The sequence below is a fragment of the Paenibacillus sp. AD87 genome (assembly GCF_001659845.1).
Lineage (GTDB): Bacteria > Bacillota > Bacilli > Paenibacillales > Paenibacillaceae > Paenibacillus > Paenibacillus marchantiae.
In genome coordinates, this window is sequence record NZ_LXQN01000019.1 from 866,839 (window position 1) to 888,203 (window position 21,365).

Here is a 21,365-nt window from a genome sequence, read left to right on the forward strand (position 1 = left end):
ATGGGGGAAAAATAATATGGCTTCAACATTTCATTCAATTGAAACGGCCAAACGCAGTCTGATCACACAAACGGCCGCTTTGAACACAACAGGACATAACGTTGCCAATGCGAATACACCAGGTTATTCACGACAAGTTGTCAACATGACGGCAGCAGATCCAATTGATGCAGTGGCATTTTACCGTACAACAGCACCAGGTCAGCTTGGAACGGGTGTGGAGTTCAACTCAATTATGCGTGTTCGTGAATCTTTTTTGGACGGGCAATTCCGTAATGAGAACACCTCACTTGGAGGATGGACCATTCGTAATAGTACACTTGAAAAGCTTGAAACCATCATGAATGAGCCTTCGGATACGGGTATTCGCACAGTGCTGAATAACTTCTGGAACTCTTGGTCCGATCTTAGTCAAGATCCACAGGATGTTACAAACCGCAAAATTGTGAAAGAGACAACTTTGGCGTTAACAGATGGTTTAAATCAAATCAGTCTTCAATTGGATGCACTGACTAGTGATTTGACCAATAACGTTTCGTTAAAAACCACTGAGATCAACTCATATCTGCAGTCCATAGCGGATCTGAACAACAACATTGTAAAAGTGGAGCAACTGGGCGACAATGCCAATGATTTGCGTGACCAACGTGATTATGCCGTTGACCAGCTCTCCAAGATTGCAGGCGTTCAGATAACAGAACTGGATAGTGGCTACCAGGTAACGATTGCAGGCCAAGTAGCAGTCACTGGAGCTGCGGTGGTTCCTGTCACGGCTGATATTCTAGAGAATGCCTATCAAGCGGGGACTTTAACTGGCGGCGAAGTCTACGGAATGATTCATTCTCGTGATCAATATGTAGCAGACTATCGTAATCAAATCAATCAACTGGCGAATACGCTCGCAACCGGGGATATTGAGATTACCATTCCTGCTGGATCCGTACTGCCTAGCGGCACGGTTTTCAACAATGTGACCTATTCAGATGCCAATAACAATAGAACGTTAACGTCAGATTTGAAAGTGACGGTTCAAGGGATTAATGGGCTTCATAAACTGGGGTATACCCTTAGCGGTGATACTCCGACAGCAGGCGGGGATTTTTTCTCAACCAAAGACGGTTCTGGAACGATTACGGCTGGTAATATTACATTAAGTACAGATATCCAAAATGATCCGAATAAGATAGCTACTTCGATGCGGACTACCGGAACAGGTACAAGTGAGAGTGTAGTACTAGGGAACAACAGTTTAGCCATAGCGTTAGCTGGCTTAAGAGATACAAAGTTTGATTTTGGATCAGCATTGTCTAAACCAACTACGGTGGATGACTTTTTCGGCGCGATTGTAGGCCAACTTGGTGTCCAGACTCAGGAAGCTAAACGACAAGCTCAAAATGCTCAACTCCTCACTGAACAGGTCGACTTGAATCGTCAATCCGTAAGTGGAGTCTCTCTAGATGAAGAAATGAGCAATTTAATTAAATTCCAGCACGCATACAGTGCAGCTGCCCGTTTCATGACTGCCTATGATGAACTGCTTAATAAGCTCATTAACAGCACTGGTGTGGTCGGTCGCTAAGACGTAGAAAGGGGTAATTAATAATGGCTATTCGCGTAACCTCAGGTATGATGAGCACTCAGATGCTGAGTAACCTGAACCGGAACCTGAACCGTATGGATACAATGTCCAACCAAATCTCTACCGGTCGTAAAATTAATAAACCTTCTGATGATCCTGTTGGCGTAACATATGCTCTTCGTTATAGAGCAGATTTGTCAGCGAATGAACAATATCAGACTAATACCGATGCTGCTGTGAGCTGGCTTGATGCGACGGATTCGAATATGCAGCAAGCCAGTGATGTGATGAAAAGGCTAAAGGAACTCGCGGTTCAAGGATCCAATGGAACCTTGGCTGATTCCGATTTGGAGGCGGTTAATCTTGAAATAGTGGAATTGAAAAAGCACCTAGTGGATATTGGTAATACTCAAATCCGTGGGAAGTTTATTTTTAATGGCCAAACCTATGACAAGGCACCGTATGAATTATCTGGAACAATAACGGACTATGCAGATGTGGAGACGGATACACAAGGAGTAATGTATTCCATCAGTGAACAGGTCACATTCCGAATAAATACCTCCGGTTCAGAATTTTTTGGTAATAAGGGTGAGGACAACAATGTTTTCAAAATCATCGATAATCTTTCAGCTGCGTTAAATAGCGGGAATCAAGCGGGGGTACAGCAACAACTACAAAACATTGAATCCCGTTCAACCAAAATGCAGGCGTGTCTCTCGGAGGTTGGGGCTAGAACCAACCGGATCGAATTGGTTCAAAATCGCCTGGATGATCAGAATTTGAACTTTACAACATTGCAATCAAAAACAGAAGACGCGGATGTGGCAAGTCTAATGATACAGGCTACCTCTGCACAGACGATCTATCAAGCAGCTCTCAAATCATCTGCTCAGATCATGCAACCATCTTTGATGGACTTTATGAGATAATGTTTGATTTTAATTATAGATAAACAGTAAGCTATGGACATGGATGCTCCATAGCTTTTTTAATAGTTTAGGAGGATGGACAAATGAATCAGCAGAATAATTTAGACTCAACTGAAGAACAGATGGCAAAAGAAATATATACCCTTCCTAAAGGAATACCAGGTTTTGAAGAACTGAGATCTTTTACTTTACAGCAACATGATGAGGTGTTCAGCTTATTCAGTTCAGTTGAAGAGCCAGCTATTTCCTTTGTAACAGTGAACCCTTTCGATTTTCATTCGGATTACGAATTTGAACTCTCTCCAGAAATTGTTAATGAACTCAGTGTTATTGATCAAAGTGACATCTTGGTTCGCTGCATTGTAACTCTTTATGATGAAATAAAAAACTCTACAGCCAACTTGCTGGCGCCCATTGTACTAAATAAGCAGAATAATTTAGGTAAACAAATTGTATTGCAAAATACAGAATATATAACAAAACATGCATTATGGAGAGATAATGATTCTGAAAATAAGGTTGGTGACGTCTGATGCTTGTACTTACGCGCAAGAAGGGTGAATCCATTGTGATTTCGGATAATATTGTACTGACAGTACTTTCTGTAGATGGGGAGCACGTCAAACTTGGAATAGCAGCTCCAAAAGATATTGATATTTATCGTAAAGAAGTACTCGATGCAATTCAAGAAAATAATCAAAATGCAGTTATGAATTTAGATACGTTGCAGAAAACCATAAACGGATTTGGAAAGTTGATTGAATAACCTTGTAATATTCATATCAAATTAAAAGTTTTGAAGAAAAAGTAGAAAAAAAGTTAAAAGAACTATAAACAATTTATACCATGACGTCGATATATATATTAGAGCGGTAATCTTCAGGGCGGCCGACCTGTGAAGACGCTAATACCACATGGATGTGGGCATATAACTATTTCAAGGAGGAAATAAACAATGATTATCAATCACAATATTTCTGCTGTTAATACACACCGTAACATGGGTCTGAACCAAGCGGCATCAAGCAAAAACATGGAGAAGCTGTCTTCCGGTCTGAAGATCAACCGTGCGGCTGATGATGCAGCAGGTCTGGCAATTTCCGAAAAAATGCGTGGTCAAATCCGTGGTCTGGAACAAGCGCAACGTAACGTTCAGGACGGAATTTCATTCGCACAAACAGCAGAGGGCGCAATGAACGAAGTATCTTCCATGCTGACTCGTATGAAAGAACTGAACGTACAAAAAGAAAATGGTACTTATACATCTGGTGACAAAGGTAACATCAATGCCGAGTTGACACAACTGGGAACTCAAATTGATGCGATCATGTCAAACACGAAGTTTAATGGTATCGCGATTAAAGGTACAACTAGCATCTCTATTCAAGCGGATGATGCAGCTTTCAAAATCGACATTAAACAAATCAGCACAAGTGGATTCAACGGACTGAATTCTGCTACAACGCTGTCTAACATCACAAATGCGATCTCCAAAGTATCAACTCAACGGGGTAACTTGGGTGCGATCCAAAACCGTTTGGAATATACTTCTAACAACTTGGGTACAACGGTAGAAAACCTGACAGCTTCCGAATCCCGTATTCGTGATACTGACATGGCGAAAGAAATGGTTGCTCTGTCCAAAAACAACATCCTTTTGCAAGCTTCGCAATCGATGTTGGCACAAGCAAACCAAGCGCCACAAGGCGTTCTGTCCTTGCTGCGTTAATCACTGGCTTACAAGAGCTAATATTGAATTTTTTTGGAGCCCTGCATATGCAGGGCTCTTTATTTTTGAGAATACATAAAGTAATGATAGAACAATGCCGATATATAAGGTAATAGAATTGAAGAAGCTTAAGAAGAGAACGGGAGGAATAGGATGAGTACAAATGCAACCCCAAATCCCTTAGGACCGAATTCATCTTCGTATGTAAAAGCAACACAATATGTATCTGAAGGAAATTCAAAACCACAAGATGTTAATTTAAGTGTATCTGCTCCCCGAACAACTATCTCTCAAATTGCCCAAGATCGGGAACAGACCATGAAAGATCTGGAACGTGCCATTCGTGCAATTCAAGGCCCACAGAAAACATTGGAGATTTCTGTACATGATACGACACATGCCATCATGATTAAAGTGAAAAATCAAGAAACCGGCGATGTAATACGCGAAATTCCGTCGGAAAAAATATTGGATGTTGTCGCCAATATGCTTGAACATGCAGGTATATTGATTGATGAACGTATCTAGGAGGAAATAAAAATGGTAATGCGTTTAACAGGTTTGGCCTCAGGTTTGGACATCGATACCATGGTTCAAAAGCTTATGCAAGCAGAAAAGGTACCTCTGAATAAAATGAATCAACAGAGGCAACTGCTTGATTGGAAAAGAGAAAGTTATCGGGAAGTTAGTACTAAAATGGTGACTTTTTTGCAAGATAAAATCAAGGATACGTTCAGTAAAGCATCATCGTTAAATGCACAAAAAGCTACCGTGACGGGGAATACAACAGCGGTGACCGCTACTGCCTCTGCAACAGCGAGCGGGAGTATGACAGTAGGTGTGACTAAACTGGCTACGGCTGCTAATGTTATATTGACTGGGCAGAATGGTAAATCAGAAACTACAAAATTGACTGATTTGGGGCTCACAAGCGGAACTTCTCTACAGGTTGGAGGATCGACAATATCAATTGACGAGAGTGACACTATAGCTACATTGGTTTCAAAGATTAATAATAATTCAGCAACAGGAGTTACTGCGATTTATGACGCAACGAGTGGTCTGTCACTTACAGCTACGGCTTCTGGTACTGACGGGAAATTATTCACAAACAATTCGGCTCCTGATAATAATAGTTTGAATATTGATAGTAAATTGAAAGATATCTTCTGGGCAGACCCAACAGATGGTACTGTTAAAAAAGCCCAAAACGCAGAGGTTACGGTGAATGGTTTGAGCATGGAGAAAACGTCCAATATGTTCACAATTAACGGTGTCACACTAACTCTGAATACAATAACTGCAGCAGGCAGTGAGGCAAATGTTACAGTAAGCAAAGATACGGATGCAATAGTTAAATCTGTCAAAGATTTTGTTGATTCTTATAATCAAGTACTGTCACTAATGAATAGTAAGGTTTCTGAGGAACGTTATACGAAATATGCACCACTGACCTCAGAGCAGAAGGCAGATATGAAAGAAGACGAAATCACTGAATGGACGAACAAGGCGAAAAGCGGGATGTTAAAAAACGATAGCATTTTGCAAGAGGCTATCTCAAGCATGCGTTCTGCGATTATGGGAGATGTAGATACAGGTAATGGTAAAGTTAATCTGTTGCAAGGTCTGGGTATCTCAACAGGAGACTATCAAAGCAAAGGGAAGTTAACGCTGGATGTCGATAAACTTAAAGAGGCACTGGAGAGAAATCCAAATGCCGTGAACGAAGTCTTTACGACCAATTATGATAAAGTATATACAAGCGACAAAGTTACTGATAAAGATGGTATTCTTGCTCGGTTACAAAAAATTACCACCAATGCTCTGAAAAGTATGAATACCACAGCAGGTGTTTCAATCTCAAGTAGTGACATCACGGCTTCTTTTATGACAAGCAGTACAATTGGAACACAGCTGTCTTCACTAGATCGTCGAATTTCAGAATTTACATCTAAACTGAATAATATTGAGACTAACTACTTTAAGAAATTTACAGCGATGGAGACAGCGATCAATAAATACAACAGCTCAGCATCAAGTTTATTTGGTTAATCGTTTGAAAAGGAGGCTTCACTTTGATTCATTCACCTTATCAGAAATATCGGCAAGCACAAGCGGAGACGGCATCTAAGCCTAAATTACTGATTATGTTGTATGATGGTGCGATTCGGTTTACAAAAGCAGGGGTTGAAGGAATTACCTCCCGCGATTATGAAATGGCTAATAATAACCTGGTTAAATCTCAGGCAATTATTCATGAGTTAGTTTCCTCACTGAATTTTGATTACCCAATTTCGAATGAATTAGTCCGAATTTATGAATATATGCTTCTTCTATTAATTGAAGCAAATGTAAAAAAACAAGTTGGACCTGCTGAGGAAGTTATAGCCCATCTTGTTGAATTGCGCGAAGCATGGGTCGAAGCTAGCAAGTCGGCTGTTGCGGGTAGCATGTGATGAGTCAAAGATCGGCAGAAGAGATCTTAAGTGAACTGCAGCGCGTTACTGAAGAAGCGGTCAATCAATTAAATTTACTGCAGGAGGAAGAACTTTTTCGGCTCGCGGAAACCCGTGAAAGGCTTGTAAATGAATTTCAATGTCATAAAGCGCGTATGACTCAACAAAATCGCGAGCAAATTGAATATATTTTGAATTTTGATAAGATGATTGTCGAACGAATGGAATTTCTGAAAAATGAAGCCGGAGCCTGGTTGCAACGGCGAGGTTCAGCGAAACAGCAACTAAATGCTTACCAACAGCAGTATGCAGCGGATAGTTGGTTTATTGATCATCGAAACTGACTGAAAGCAAGAGTTCTCTGAAAACAAGAGGACTCTTTTTAGGGATTGGCAGACATTCTCTAGTTGATGGGAAATATATTTTCAAACTAATAAATACACGACATATTTAATGGAATTATGTCATTGAGAGGTAAAATGGATAATTACAATAAGAATATAACCGTAATAAGGGAGCGCTTTTACGAAGATTTCTCTAAAGAATTACTTCTTACATTACAAGGCGATGTGGAAATTGGAAGCATGATGATCCAGGAACATATTGAATATGATGCACAATGGATGCAAGCTGTTGAACTCTCTGTTCAGAATATTGGGATTATTTTTGTATATGGATTTGGTCAAGGGATTGGCATTTCTGATCTGATTGAAAAATATCCAGATCGCTTTTTTGTAGTGTATGAGCCAAATGAACTTTCTTTCCAATATGCAATGAAACAATATGATTTGACTCCTATTTTAGAATGGTCTAGATTACTATGGTTGTCTGTCGGAGAAAAACAGCTGAATTTAATGTTTTCTAGACTGAGTACACATATACAAGAAGAATTAGCCTTTGTTCCACTACGATATTATCTTGAAAATGAGATTGAAGAACTGCAACAAACGAGAGAGAAATTTATGAATCACTATGCTGCTTTTGTAACAAATCACAATACACGCGAGCATTTCAAGAAATTGTGGTTTGAAAATACATTGTATAACATTAGTGAGTTTAGTAAATATCCTGAAATTTATGACTTGGAAAATCGTTTCTCCGGTGAGACTGCGGTAATTGTTGCATCGGGTCCATCACTTCAAGAGGATCTGGAATGGTTAAAAAAAATCAAAAATCATGCTATTGTCATTGCCTCAGGTTCCAGCATTCAGTTTTTTCAAAAAAATCAAATCAAGCCTCACTTGGTCACCTTACTAGATGGAAATGAAATTAATGATCAGATTTTCTCTTCGGAGATTGCAAGCCAAACTCCGTTGATGGTAGCGACTAGAGGTTATCAGGGCGTTGTCAATAAAAGAGAAAAGCGCGTGGTCTATTCTCTTTTAAATCATGATTCCGTCACGCCATATGTTCTAGGTTTAGACACAAACCGTAAATATCTTCACTCTACAACTACAGTTGTAGGTACGGCAATTCAGACTGCAATTATATTGGGAGCTAAGCGCATAGTTCTCTTTGGGCAAGATTTATCTTTCCATAATGGAAGTTATTATGCACCTGGAGTGAATCACACTGCAGGAGAGGTGAGCTCGTCTGAACATCCTGAGAAGAAGCTTAAAGTGAAGAATGTAAAAGGTGGGTATAACGAAACGACTTTGAGTTTGATGTTGATGAAAGATGATATAGAAAAACTGATTGAGTTATTCCATGATGTTGAATTTTTGAATACTACGGCACATGGTGCTGAAATTGCAGGTGCTGCATGGGTATCCGCACAAGATATATATGAAAAGCTTGCATGTGAGAGGACACTGTCGGAGGATTTTTTGGAGAGCTTTTTAGATCAGAGCAGTGCTTCGCCGTTGATTCAACTACCTAAGTTTGAAGCAAAGCTTGAGTTCTTGATCGATGCACTACAGGTAGCCAAAGAAGAAGCGATACAAATTAAAAAGTTATTAAACAAAGGACGTGACCAATCTAGAATAAAGCAAGTAAAGGCTTGGGATCTGCTTGGAAAAGTTGAAGAAAGATGGAGTGCACTTACAAATCAAGAATGGTTTGATGTGATATTTGAAGCCTTTATCCCAATTGCAATGATGGAGTTTGATAGAATACTTCCAATCATTGTGAATGAGCAAGATGTGCGAAAAAAATCGGACCTCATGCATGAACATCTGGGATCACTATTGACTGCAATGGTTAGTTCTATACCGGAATCTATTGAAATAATGACTGAAGCAATTAGACGATCAAGAATAGTCAGGGGAGATGAGTGTTAGATGGAACCTTATATTCAAATTAACCAAAGATTGATTGGTGCAGACTTTGACCCCGTAGTTATAGCTGAGATTGGCATCAATCACGAAGGATCCCTTGCTGTAGCAAAAGAGATGGTAGATGCTGCTTTTTCTGCAGGAGCCGAAATCATCAAGCATCAGACGCATGTTATTGAAGATGAGATGAGTCAGGAAGCCAAAAAAGTAATTCCCGGAAATACGGATGTATCAATATATGATGTTATGGCTCGATGTGCGTTAAGCGAAGAAGATGAGAGAGAACTTATGCGATACGTTGAATCAAAGGGAATGACATTTATCAGTACACCTTTTTCTCGCGAGGCTGTAAACAGACTTGAACGAATGAATGTTGTTGCTTATAAGATTGGTTCAGGCGAGTGCAATAACTATCCGTTAGTAGAGTATATTGCGCAAAAGGGTAAACCAATTATTCTCTCTACAGGGATGAATGATTTGGCGAGTATCCGGAAATCTGTAGAAATATTCAGACGTTATCGTACACCATATGCTTTATTACATTGTACGAATGTGTATCCTACTCCTGCGCATTTGGTCAGACTTGGTGCGATGAGTCAGATGCAGGATGAATTTCCAGATGCGGTAATCGGACTTTCCGATCATACGTTAAACAACCATGCGTGTTTAGCAGCAGTAGCATTAGGTGCCTCCATTTTGGAAAGGCATTTCACCGATCACTTCGATCGTCCTGGACCGGACATTGCTTGTTCTATGGATCCTGAACAATTAACAGAACTTATTCAAGGTTCCAAGGAGATTGCTATGATGCGTGGTGGAGAGAAAAACGCTGTAGCTGAGGAGCAGGTAACCATAGATTTTGCTTTTGCAACGGTGGTAACGACAAAAGAAATTCAAGAAGGAGAAATATTGACGGAACAGAATATCTGGGTAAAACGTCCAGGTGCAGGGGAAATCAAAGCAGAGCACTACAATGATTTATTGGGGAAGAAAGTAACGAGATCCATCCAGCAGGACGAACATTTGAAATTTAGCGATGTCTCGCATGTGGAGTGAGAACGAATGAAAAAAATTGTTTTTCTAACAGGAACGAGAGCAGACTATGGCAAATTAAAATCATTAATGATGAAAATTGATCAAGACCCTGCTTTTGAGTTGAACTTATTTATAACGGGAATGCATATGCATTCCCGTTATGGTTCTACATGGCGTGAGATTGAAAAGGATGGATTTCGGCAAGTATACCACTTTATCAACCAGAACCATAGTACTCCTATGGACTTAACACTAAGTAATACCATTAGTGGACTGAGTAATTATGTTTCTGAAATCAAACCAGATTTGATTGTAGTTCATGGGGATCGCTTAGAAGCACTAGCGGGGGCAATTGTAGGAGCATTTAATAATATTTTGGTCGCACATATTGAAGGCGGCGAAGTCTCGGGTACGATTGATGAATCCATTCGGCATGCCATTACCAAGTTTGCACATTTGCATTTTGTCAGTAATGAAGAATCGAAACGTAGAATTATGCAGTTAGGCGAAAAAAGTGAACACATTTATGTTATAGGTTCACCAGACATTGATATTATGTATTCCGAAACACTTCCATCTTTGGAAAAAGTAAAACAACGCTATGAAATTCCTTTTTCCACATATAGCATTGTTATGTATCATCCTGTTACAACGCAAGTAGATTTGTTACCCAAGCATGTCGAAGAGTTTAAGAAAGCTTTATTGCAATCGGGCCATAATTATGTAGTGATTTATCCGAATAATGATAAGGGTAGCGAACTGATTATTAATGCATATCAGGAACTGGAAGACCATCCTCGCTTTATAATTTATCCATCTATTCGATTTGAATATTTTTTAACGCTTTTAAAGCACGCTCAATATATTATAGGCAATTCAAGTGCTGGCATTCGTGAAGCAGGGATATATGGAACGCCGACGATTGATGTTGGGAATCGACAGACTGGAAGATATATTTCTGATCAAGATTTTATGATTCAGCATGTGGGAGAAGAACAAAAAAAGATTTTAGAAGCTATAGCTTCTGTGCCTCCACATGGAGTGATTAAACAGTCTAACTTGTTCGGGAATGGGGATAGCTCCGAGCGTTTCATGAAAATTTTGCAGTCAAATGCGATTTGGAACACTCACATTCAAAAAACGTTCTTGGACTTAATTTAGGGGGAGCTAATGTTTCATGATAAGAAAATAGTTGCGGTTATTCCGGCTAGAGCTGGAAGTAAAGGGATTCCAAATAAAAACATTGTGGATGTGAATGGAAATCCCCTTATTGTGTATACGATTAATGCTGCGTTAGAATCTCGGTACATTGACCGCATATACGTATCTACAGATAGTATTGAGATTGCAGACGTATGCCGTGCCCATGGAGTTGAGGTTGAAAGATTGCGGCCACAGCATCTTGCTACAGATGAGGCGAAAACGATAGATGTTTTGAAATATACACTTCACTCCTTACAATCACAGAATGAAATTTATGATTATGTCGTTTTGTTACAACCAACGCAACCTTTGAGAAGTTGCGTTCATATCGATGAAGCGATCAGTCTTATTGCCGCTCATGAAGATGCTAGTATCATTAGTGTATCAGAAGTGGAAGATCATCCGTTGTTTATGAGAAAAATCAATGAATCAGGTAAACTGGAGTCACTTTTGCAGACATCAAGTACAGTCAGAAGACAAGATCTTCCTATCTACTATAAAGTAAATGGTGCTATCTACATCAATAAAGTCAGCGATATTGTAACGCAAGATATTAGTCTCAATGATAATAAGATTCCTTATGTAATGGATAAGAAATATGATCTTGATGTTGATACCTTAGCAGATTTAGAGAAATTGAGATGGCTATTAAAATAAAGTGTAGCATTCATGAAATATTCCATCTGATTAATAATACCGGAAGTTAAGCAATTAAGAAGATGTCAGAGACTCTTTCACCAACTTAAGTATGCTAGAACTTCTTTTATTAACGATACGTCTCTGAAAGAGTAATAATTATATGACTCCAAGGCAGTTTTTTTATATACGCTAAGATTCCAAGTTCCGTTTATGCCCGCTCCAGGCGAGCAGCAAAGGTAAGTAATAATACAAACTCTTTTTTATAAGATCTTATTTTTTCCTTTCTTAAATCGGAACTCTACCATAAAATTGGTAGAGTTTTCGCTATTATTCCTGTGCTCTAATTGTTTGATAAGCTCAGGAATTGAATCGTTTTAAAGCGCAAATGCTCATAAAGCGATTTTTTTTCAACAAAGTGACCAATCAATCAAAATATCTCTAATTATTTGAATGGATTTTGTCGTTAAAGTAATTAAAGGTTTGAAACCACAGTTCATTTTCTATGATTTGTATTCGTTTGATATAGACCACATTTTTCCAGCCTTTAAAAATAAATTTAGCAAGAGGGCTATGATTATAAGGAGTGTGTAAATGATTAAGCAGGGAAGTATTTTTCGTATAAAGGAAACTGAAAGTTATGGTGTGGTTGCTTGTGAAATCAATGATGATACAGTTGAAATCTATCCAGTGGCGTTCGATCCCCCACATAAGTATGACGAAAAGTATAGTATTGAAATGACTTTGTCAGTATTTGAGCAAACAGTATATTTAGATATTTGTAATAAAGACACAATAGAGCCTGATAATCTTGTGACAATTGGTGAAGTTGATAAATTCTATCTCGAAAAAATATCCCGACTAGAAATACTCTCAAAAGTAGAAAACTATTACGATTTGTTCCATGCAGATAAGGATAGAGATTTCATTCCAAAAGTATCCTCAGTTTCATATGGCGGACGTGTTTACGATGAAAAAGAAATGAGGAGTCTAGTTGACTCTTCACTGGACTTTTGGTTAACTGCTGGCCGATACAATAAGCAGTTTGAGCAAGAGTATGCTAATTTTCTGGGAGTGAGATATGCTCTTTTGACCAACTCTGGCTCTTCTGCTAACCTTTTAGCTTTTTCTGCCCTCAGTTCGCCTAAATTGAAAGATCGTCAGATTAAGCCTGGAGATGAGGTGATTACAGTTGCGGCAGGATTCCCAACAACAGTAACACCTATTGTTCAGAATGGTGCTATTCCTGTATTTATAGATGTGGATTTAGGAACGTATAACATTTTGGTTGACCGGATTGAGGCCGCTATTACTCCCAAAACCAAAGCAATTATGATAGCTCATACGATGGGGAATCCATTCGAGATCGACCAAGTTATAGAAATTGCCTCTAAGTATAATTTATGGGTTGTTGAAGATAACTGTGATGCCCTTGGGTCAACTTTTAAAGGTCAATTAACGGGAACTTTTGGACATATTGGCACATCCAGTTTTTACCCGCCCCATCATATGACGATGGGAGAAGGTGGAGCGGTCTATACAAACAATGCACTTTTAAAGTCCATTCTTGAGTCGTTCAGGGATTGGGGAAGAGATTGCTGGTGCCCTTCTGGCTGCGACAATACCTGCAATAAACGCTTTGGCTGGGAACTAGGCTCGTTACCGTTTGGATATGATCATAAATACACATATTCGCATATCGGTTACAATCTTCGAGTAACTGAGATGCAGGCAGCTATTGGAGTAGAGCAGTTGAAAAAGGTACCAAGTTTTACTCAAGCCCGTAGACTTAATTTTAGTCGTCTTTTAGAGGGGCTTAAGGATTTAGAGGAGTTTTTTATTCTACCAAGAGCTACGAGGGATTCGGACCCCAGTTGGTTTGGATTTATCTTAACGTTACGCGATGGAGTGAAGTTTACAAAAAATGAAGTTGTAGCTTATCTAGAAGCTCATCGTATTCAGACCCGTATGCTATTCGCAGGCAATCTAACTCGTCAGCCTGCATTTCAACATGTCAATTATCGAGTTAGTGGGGGTCTAACGAATACAGATAAAATCATGCATGATACATTTCTGGTTGGAGTCTATCCAGGACTTACAGTAGAAAAGGTAGATTACATGATAGAGACCATTCGAAGGTTTGTGCTTGAGAAAAAATAGATTCGGAGGATCAGGTATGAAAGTAGTCATTTTGGCGGGGGGATACGGCACCCGAATTAGTGAAGAATCTCATCTCAAACCTAAACCTATGGTTGAAATCGGGGGTAAACCAATTTTATGGCACATTATGAAATTATATTCCCACTATGGGTTCAATGATTTTATTATCTGTTTAGGTTATAAAGGATATGTAATTAAAGAGTATTTTGCTCACTACTTTTTGCATGAGTCGGATGTCACCTTTGATTTTACCACTAATCAACAAGTTATCCATCATATTCATGCTGAACCATGGAAGGTTACATTGGTTGATACGGGCTTGGAGACGATGACGGGGGGGAGGCTTAAGCGAGTAAGAGAATATCTAAATAATGAACCCTTCATGCTTACCTATGGTGATGGAGTTTCTGATGTGAATATTAAGGAACTCGTTGAATTTCATCAGAGTCATGGGAAACAAGCCACAGTTACAACGGTTCAACCCAATGGTCGTTTTGGATCGTTGGAATTAGATGGGGATTCAAATGTGCTTGGTTTTAAGGAAAAGCCAAAAGGAGATAATGGATGGATCAATGGCGGGTTCTTTATTTTGAACCCGATAGTTATTGATTATATTGAAGATGATCAGACGATTTTTGAAGAAGAGCCATTAAGGAATTTAGCTTTGAATAATCAGTTACAAGCATTTAAGCACTCTGGTTTTTGGCAGCCTATGGATACGTTGAGAGACAAGAACTACTTGGAAGAGTTGTGGATGAAAGGGAATGCTCCTTGGAGTGAAAGGAAATTGAAGGTGGAATTTAAATGGTGAACAAGGAATTTTGGAAAGGGAAAAAAGTTTTTTTAACAGGTCATACAGGGTTTAAAGGGTCTTGGTTAAGTATATGGCTAAGCTCACTGGGAGCAGAAATTACCGGATTTTCATTATCGGCTGTAACGAAACCTAGCTTGTTTGAGATTTGCCAAGTCGAGAATCTAATTTATAAAAGCGTTATTGGGGACATTAGAGAGTATCATCCCCTAAGTGAAGCTATGCAGACCTCCCAACCTGAAATTGTTATTCATATGGCGGCCCAACCTTTAGTGAGAGAATCATATAAATCTCCAGTTGAAACCTATATGACTAATGTTATGGGGACAGTCAATGTATTTGAAGCTGTAAGACAGTGTCAATCAGTCAAATGTGTTTTAAATGTAACTACAGACAAGTGTTATGACAACAAGGAATGGGTATGGGGTTACAGAGAAACGGAGCCACTTGGTGGATATGATCCTTATTCTAGCAGCAAAGCATGTTCAGAGCTGGTGACATCTGCTTACCGCGATTCTTTTTTTAATAATGAAAGTAGAAAGGTAGCGGTAGCAACAGCACGGGCAGGTAATGTCATAGGTGGGGGAGATTGGGCTGTGGATCGTCTTGTGCCTGATTGTATTCGTTCTTTATCGGCAGACGAGAGTGTTCAAATTCGAAATCCGAATTCAATTAGACCATGGCAGCATGTTCTTGAACCTTTGAGTGGCTACCTTCTGCTATTAGAAAAGTTGTTTGAAAAAGGATCGGATTATGCAGAAGCGTGGAATTTTGGCCCAGATGAATCTGATGCAAAATCAGTAGAATGTATCGTTCAAATGATGTGCACTAAATGGAGTGATTCTAACAAAGGATACGAGATTTCTGTTGGTGACCATCCACATGAAGCGACATATCTTAAACTGGATTGTTCTAAATCTAAAAAGGAATTAGGTTGGAGGCCTAGATGGTGTCTGGAAAAGACGATTGATCAAATTATTTCCTTTTCAAAGGCTGATCCTAACAAAGAAACTCTCCTTGATCTTTGTTTGAGTCAGATTGAAGAGCATCAAGTAACATAGTTTGGGGGGAAGGAATTGAAACTATCTGATTATGTAGTTCATTTCATCAAAGATCAAGGCGTTTCTCATGTTTTTGAGTTTATTGGAGGGGCAATTGTTCACCTACTTGATTCAATATCCAAAACTCCTGAGATTGAATGTATTTCAGTGAGACATGAACAAGGGGCAGCATTTGCCGCCGAAGCTTACGCACGTGTGAATGGCAAATTAGGAGTTGCTATGGCAACCAGTGGTCCAGGGTCGTTGAACTTGCTTACAGGAATAGGTAGCTGCTATTTTGATTCCGTTCCTTGTTTATTTATCACTGGTCAGGTTAACACCTATGAATACAAATTCGATAGACCGCTTCGGCAGGTAGGTTTTCAAGAAACCGATATTGTTAGTGTTGTAAAATCCCTCACTAAATATGCTGTGCTAATTACTGATCCAAAAATGATCAGATATGAGCTTGAAAAAGCCACCTATTTTGCTCAAAATGGACGTCCAGGACCTGTTTTAATAGATCTCCCAATGAATCTTCAGCGCGCTGATATCGAACCGGAGGAATTGCCAAGTTTTTTTAATAGCGAAGAGTATGAACTTCTTAGGCAAGGTACAGCATCGAAGACTATTGCAGAAGAAAAACTCAATGAAATTATTGATTTGATAAGTTTCTCAAAAAGACCACTCGTGTTAGCAGGTGGAGGGGTTCGAAGCGGTGGTGCTCAAGGAGAGTTGGAAAAATTTCTGAGTCTCACAGGAATTCCAATTGTTAGTTCGCTAATGGGACTAGACGTTGTTTCTACAGAGTACAATCGTAGCTTTGGTTTGATTGGTTCCTATGGGCACAGATATAGTAACTTAGCCGTGGCCAATTGTGATCTTTTAATTATACTGGGTTCGAGATTGGATAGTAGACAAACCGGAACTCGTCCAGACACATTTGCTAGAGCAGCTACCAAAATACATGTAGATATCGAAGCATGTGAGCTAAATGCTAAAGTACATGTGGACATTGCTATTACGGCTTCGATTAAAGTGTTTTTAACCGAGCTGAATATCAAACTAGCTAATTACAGAAAAAAACCTCTCGATTACTGGCTGAGCTTTATTAATGATAAAAAAAGCAAATATCCTACATTGTCATTTGTTTCTGAGGGTGTTGAGGTAGAACCAAATCAATTTATTGAGAAGTTATCTTTACAGGCAGGTCAGATTAATACAATTTGTTTGGACGTTGGACAACACCAAATGTGGGCCTCCCAGTCATTTAGGCTTTCTTCTGGTCAGAGATTGTTGAATTCAGGGGGGATGGGAGCCATGGGATTTGCACTGCCTGCGGCTATCGGAGCTGCCCTATCCTCACAAAAAGAAGTCCTTGTCATAGCAGGAGACGGCGGTATTCAACTGAATATTCAAGAATTAGATACAATTGTGCGTCTTGATTTACCCGTAAAAATAGTTGTATTCAATAATCAATCACTTGGAATGGTTCGTCAATTCCAAGACTTGTATATGAATGGCCGGAAACAGTCTACGGTGAATCCGAATCCTGACTTTGGTCGCATCTTCCAAGCGTATGATATCCCAAGCTTCTCAATTACATCAATGGACGAAATTGAAATAATGAAGGAATTTTTTGATACCTCTGGGCCAGCTTTTTTGGAGGTCTTGTTGTCAAGCAATTCTGAAGTATATCCTAAATTGGTAGTTAACAGACCATTAGAAGACATGTTTCCATATTTAGATCGACAAGTACTTAAAGAGATTATGTTGATCGATTTGGTAGATGAAATTGATTTCTCTAGTTAAATTCTTTTAATCACAAAATACAGCATTATAGGGGTTTTTAATTATGAAGGTTGTAATTACAGGACCTACGGGCTCTATTGGAATGGCCCTAATCCAACTGTTCTTGGAGAACAACGTGGAAGTACTTGCTATATGTCGTAAAGAATCTACAGGCATTAAGTACCTACCCAAAAGTGATTTAATCAAAATAGTTGAACTTAATTTAGCTGAATATGCAACAGCAAATATTCAGGGACATTATGATGTTTTTTATCATTTTGCGTGGAATGACAGCGTTGGTCCTGAACGTAATAACGTTGATACACAGAACAGCAATATTAATTTCACATTAGACGCGGTACGTTTAGCAAAAAACTTTGGTTGCCGGATGTTTATTGGCGCTGGGTCTCAAGCAGAATACGGAAGGTCATCTTATCCTCTTACTTCCAAAACTGCGACTTTTCCTGAGAATAGTTATGGTATAGCTAAGCTAAGTGCGGGACAATTAAGTAGGATACTTTGTGAACAGTTAGAGGTTAAGCATATTTGGACACGAGTGCTAAGTGTATATGGTCCCTACGATGATAGCCAAACAATGATTATTGACACTATTAGAAAAATGTTGTTAAAAGAAAATATAGTTTTCACAAAAGGTGAGCAAATATGGAATTTTATTTACAGCAAAGATGCAGCGAAAATTTTTTATGACTTAGCCTTAAAGGGACTGGATGGAAAAGTTTATTGTATAGGTAGTAAAGACACTCGTCCTTTAAAAAGTTTCATAGAGCAAATGAGAGATGAGGTTTCACCTTTACAGCTACTGAAGTTTGGTGGAATTCCTTATTCTCCCAACCAAGTGATGCATCTCTCAACCGACCTTGCTGAATTGGAACAAGATATTGGTTTGGTTGGACTAACAACATTTTCTAATGGGATTCGAGAGACGGTCGATTATGTGAGAAATCAATTTGAAATTTGAGAAACGAGGTTCAATATGAATGATTTCGAGTGGGAGCAGCTTTTGCAGTGGATACAAGAAGGGGATGAAGAACAAGCTGTTTTTAAACTCTATGAGATTTATGATGATGTTTCAAACAATCCTGACCAATATTCCAATGAAAATAAACATCGTTTTTATAAATTTTTTGGAGAGGTCTTATTTGAATCAGGAGAATATCATCGGGCTATATCGATGTTTAAAATTGCACAATCACTGGAATTTTCTGAGGAAATAGACTGTTTTATTCGGCAGGCTTTTATTGAACCAAACATTCCTGAATTTGAAACGAATTACATTGAGAACTTAAAGGCATTAAAATTACCAGTTGATGGAAAACCGTTCTCTGAATTGCTCTACTATTTAATTCCTACAGAAGTGGAAAACCAGTATTATTTTTACAACAAAAAGACAAAAGAAATAAAGGACACTTTTACTTTATTTGAAACAAAAGCATCATGCTATAAAAAAAATGAATTTGACTCATTCTCTTCTTTTTTGTATGTAGAAAAGTTTGAGATCGGTAATTCGTTATCTGCAGTGTCCTCGATCGCTAAAGAGCAACGTGAATGTTTCGTTCTAATTGAGGAGGGTGACAAATTCCTCGCAACTCTCCAAGGTGGTTGCAATGCACAGTTGAAGCATCTGACGTTGTTCCTATCCTATCATACAATGAAAACTTTTTTTGAGCTTTATACGAACTATATACCAAGAAACATAATAAGTTTCTCAACTGAAATACAAAAATCTCAAGAGTATATTCAATATATTCATAATCACCGGAGAACGTCACTAAACAAGAATCGTGAGAATGTTTTACTGAGTATTTGTATACCTTCATACAATAGAGGTCATAGAGCGTTAGAAAACGTAATTCATTTGCTGAGTAGTAGTTATGACTATGAGTTAGAGATAGTAGTTTCTAATAACGGAACTCAAAATGACACTGCATGTTTCTACAAAGAAATAGAAGCTTGTACTGATAGCCGAATTACATATTCTGAACTTCATAAAAATGAAGGGTTTTATGGTAATTTGGTAAATGTATGTAAGGAAGCGTCGGGAAGGTTCATGCTCTTATTAAGTGATGAAGATTCGGTGGATTTAAATATATTGGAAAAAATGGTATCATTTCTGCGCTCGGAGCCTAATCTCGCTTTAGTTAAATCAAGTACAACTAACCAAAGTGCGTTTGAAGAAATTATAACCTCACCGGGAACAGAATCATTATATCAATTTATGCTAACTTCAAACTATATGTCAGGTATTATTTTCAATAAAGATTTACTTGTAGAAAAGAAAGTAATTGAAAATATTGAAATAATTCATTCATTAGGGAATGAGGCTACGCTGCATTATCCTCATATGTGCTGGGAGTTGCTAATGTGTCAGTATGGAGCAGTTTACTCTACTTCATTGAAACTGATCAATGAAGGAGCACCAGAAAAAATGGAAGCAGAGAATATCAAGATAATAAAAAAGCGTGGAAAAGTGTCACAATATGCAACTATTGAGAGTCGCTTGGAGCAACATCGTGGCTTCTTTGAAGTCATGAAATCTATGGAAATTTTTAAGGATGAAGAGATCATAAAAAAAATGTATAAAATACTATGTGATAAGACATTTTGGTTGATATACATTTCTTTGGAGAATTTTTATAAAAATTTCTCTTCGCAAGAAGAACTTTTGGATATTATTGATGAGGTTCACCTGTATTGCTCTGATTTACATTATTTAAATTATTTTAAAGATTACACTGAGGTTAACAGGAGTAATGAAGTATGGCGTGAGACTCTGAAAAAATATGTATTACAACTTAACTGAGTATGTCTCTTTTTTTGTATTTTATACCAAGAAAACATTTACTTTACCAATTGACAATGGATAAGATTAGGTGATATCATCTGAGTTGTGGGCAAGGGTCTTTGACACAACCTCACTTCATTTGATGACGAAGGGAATGTTAGTGCATGCAAGGTAAAGTAAAATGGTTCAACGCAGAAAAAGGTTACGGTTTCATTGAAACTGAAGACGGCGGCGACGTATTCGTACATTTCTCCGCAATTCAATCCGAAGGATTCAAAACTTTGGAAGAAGGTCAATCCGTAGAATTCGACATCGTCGAAGGCGCGCGTGGACCGCAAGCAGCTAACGTAATCAAATTATAATCATCCGGACAATCCGACCTACATATATGGTTAGATGGTTACCAATTGAATTATCGCTAGCATCAGACTCCGGTTTTTCCGGGGTCTTTTTTTGTTTGCGGCTAGCTAAGGTAGACTCAATTAGCTGGGTGAAAGTCCGTTCGAGGTAAGAGCCACGGTGCAAGAAGAAACATTTATTTAGGACAAGAGAGAGCCACCCCTCGAAACGATGAGCAAAGGCTTTGTAACGTGTGAGCCCTTGGAAGTTTTGAGGATAAAGAGAAAGTTGAGTCTGGAACTAGAGAACTCCCCTTCGTGGGTTTCATGCGCTATACGACAAGGGTTACCTAGTAAATGTTCTTTGGGGAGTATGGAAACATTTCAAGTCGAGTGGTGGTAGTCTTGGCATTTATGGAGTAACGCCAAGCTATTAGAAAATGACTAAATGATGAAAAGAATCCGTATTGACACAGGAAGAAGAACATCATAAAGCAGTTTGAAACCTCATGCGCAGTTTTATGAAGGGGAGCTAGAAAAATAGAAAAGTAAAAACAGAGGGCTTATCCATGCAATGAA

General features: G+C 38.6%; 20 protein-coding genes. All 20 read left to right on the forward strand.

Going from position 1 to position 21,365, the window contains the following annotated elements; genetic code table 11:
- The first annotated feature begins 16 nt into the window (after window positions 1-16).
- Window positions 17-1,579 carry a flagellar hook-associated protein FlgK gene (gene flgK, locus gpAD87_RS27395; protein ID WP_064641920.1) on the forward strand — a complete coding sequence of 521 codons (1,563 nt, stop codon included), beginning with the start codon at window positions 17-19 and terminating at the stop codon, window positions 1,577-1,579.
- 23 nt (window positions 1,580-1,602) lie between these two features.
- A complete protein-coding gene (gene flgL / locus gpAD87_RS27400; protein WP_064641921.1) occupies window positions 1,603-2,511 on the forward strand; it encodes a flagellar hook-associated protein FlgL in 909 nt (302 codons plus the stop codon).
- Window positions 2,512-2,594: 83 nt separating this feature from the next.
- Entirely contained in the window at window positions 2,595-3,044 is a 450-nt protein-coding gene (gene fliW, locus gpAD87_RS27405) for a flagellar assembly protein FliW (RefSeq protein WP_064641922.1), read from the forward strand.
- A complete protein-coding gene (csrA, locus tag gpAD87_RS27410; RefSeq protein ID WP_064641923.1) occupies window positions 3,044-3,277 on the forward strand; it encodes a carbon storage regulator CsrA in 234 nt (77 codons plus the stop codon). The genes fliW and csrA overlap by 1 nt, the downstream gene beginning before the upstream one ends.
- Window positions 3,278-3,466: 189 nt before the next feature.
- Entirely contained in the window at window positions 3,467-4,240 is a 774-nt protein-coding gene (locus gpAD87_RS27415) for a flagellin N-terminal helical domain-containing protein (RefSeq protein ID WP_064641924.1), read from the forward strand.
- Between the two features lie 153 nt (window positions 4,241-4,393).
- A complete protein-coding gene (locus tag gpAD87_RS27420) occupies window positions 4,394-4,768 on the forward strand; it encodes a flagellar protein FlaG (RefSeq protein WP_064641925.1) in 375 nt (124 codons plus the stop codon).
- Between the two features lie 12 nt (window positions 4,769-4,780).
- Complete coding sequence (gene fliD / locus gpAD87_RS27425; protein ID WP_064641926.1) at window positions 4,781-6,292, forward strand: flagellar filament capping protein FliD; 1,512 nt, start codon at window positions 4,781-4,783, stop codon at window positions 6,290-6,292.
- A gap of 23 nt (window positions 6,293-6,315) precedes the next feature.
- Complete coding sequence (gene fliS / locus gpAD87_RS27430; protein WP_064641927.1) at window positions 6,316-6,696, forward strand: flagellar export chaperone FliS; 381 nt, start codon at window positions 6,316-6,318, stop codon at window positions 6,694-6,696.
- A complete protein-coding gene (locus gpAD87_RS27435; protein ID WP_064641928.1) occupies window positions 6,696-7,040 on the forward strand; it encodes a hypothetical protein in 345 nt (114 codons plus the stop codon). Before fliS ends, gpAD87_RS27435 begins: the two co-directional genes overlap by 1 nt.
- A gap of 135 nt (window positions 7,041-7,175) precedes the next feature.
- Window positions 7,176-8,975: a motility associated factor glycosyltransferase family protein gene (locus gpAD87_RS27440; RefSeq protein WP_197521528.1), complete on the forward strand. Its 1,800-nt coding sequence runs from the start codon at window positions 7,176-7,178 to the stop codon at window positions 8,973-8,975.
- A complete protein-coding gene (gene neuB, locus gpAD87_RS27445; protein WP_064641929.1) occupies window positions 8,976-10,025 on the forward strand; it encodes an N-acetylneuraminate synthase in 1,050 nt (349 codons plus the stop codon). It begins immediately after the preceding gene.
- Between the two features lie 6 nt (window positions 10,026-10,031).
- Window positions 10,032-11,165, forward strand: coding sequence for a UDP-N-acetylglucosamine 2-epimerase (gene neuC / locus gpAD87_RS27450; RefSeq protein WP_064641930.1), 1,134 nt, complete (start codon window positions 10,032-10,034; stop codon window positions 11,163-11,165).
- 9 nt (window positions 11,166-11,174) lie between these two features.
- The gene (locus gpAD87_RS27455; RefSeq protein ID WP_064641931.1) at window positions 11,175-11,864 is read left to right on the forward strand and encodes an acylneuraminate cytidylyltransferase family protein; all 690 of its coding nucleotides are present in this window, start codon (window positions 11,175-11,177) and stop codon (window positions 11,862-11,864) included.
- Between the two features lie 573 nt (window positions 11,865-12,437).
- Entirely contained in the window at window positions 12,438-14,003 is a 1,566-nt protein-coding gene (gene rfbH / locus gpAD87_RS27460; protein WP_064641932.1) for a lipopolysaccharide biosynthesis protein RfbH, read from the forward strand.
- 16 nt (window positions 14,004-14,019) lie between these two features.
- Window positions 14,020-14,814 (forward strand): glucose-1-phosphate cytidylyltransferase, encoded by a 795-nt coding sequence (rfbF, locus tag gpAD87_RS27465; RefSeq protein WP_064641933.1) that lies wholly within the window; start codon window positions 14,020-14,022, stop codon window positions 14,812-14,814.
- A complete protein-coding gene (gene rfbG, locus gpAD87_RS27470; RefSeq protein WP_064641934.1) occupies window positions 14,808-15,875 on the forward strand; it encodes a CDP-glucose 4,6-dehydratase in 1,068 nt (355 codons plus the stop codon). Before rfbF ends, rfbG begins: the two co-directional genes overlap by 7 nt.
- A gap of 15 nt (window positions 15,876-15,890) precedes the next feature.
- Window positions 15,891-17,666: a thiamine pyrophosphate-binding protein gene (locus tag gpAD87_RS27475; protein ID WP_064641935.1), complete on the forward strand. Its 1,776-nt coding sequence runs from the start codon at window positions 15,891-15,893 to the stop codon at window positions 17,664-17,666.
- Window positions 17,667-17,709: 43 nt separating this feature from the next.
- A complete protein-coding gene (locus gpAD87_RS27480; protein WP_064641936.1) occupies window positions 17,710-18,624 on the forward strand; it encodes an NAD-dependent epimerase/dehydratase family protein in 915 nt (304 codons plus the stop codon).
- Window positions 18,625-18,639: 15 nt separating this feature from the next.
- Complete coding sequence (locus gpAD87_RS27485) at window positions 18,640-20,466, forward strand: glycosyltransferase (RefSeq protein ID WP_064641937.1); 1,827 nt, start codon at window positions 18,640-18,642, stop codon at window positions 20,464-20,466.
- Window positions 20,467-20,612: 146 nt separating this feature from the next.
- Complete coding sequence (locus tag gpAD87_RS27490) at window positions 20,613-20,810, forward strand: cold shock domain-containing protein (RefSeq protein WP_024631599.1); 198 nt, start codon at window positions 20,613-20,615, stop codon at window positions 20,808-20,810.
- Window positions 20,811-21,365: the final 555 nt, after the last annotated feature.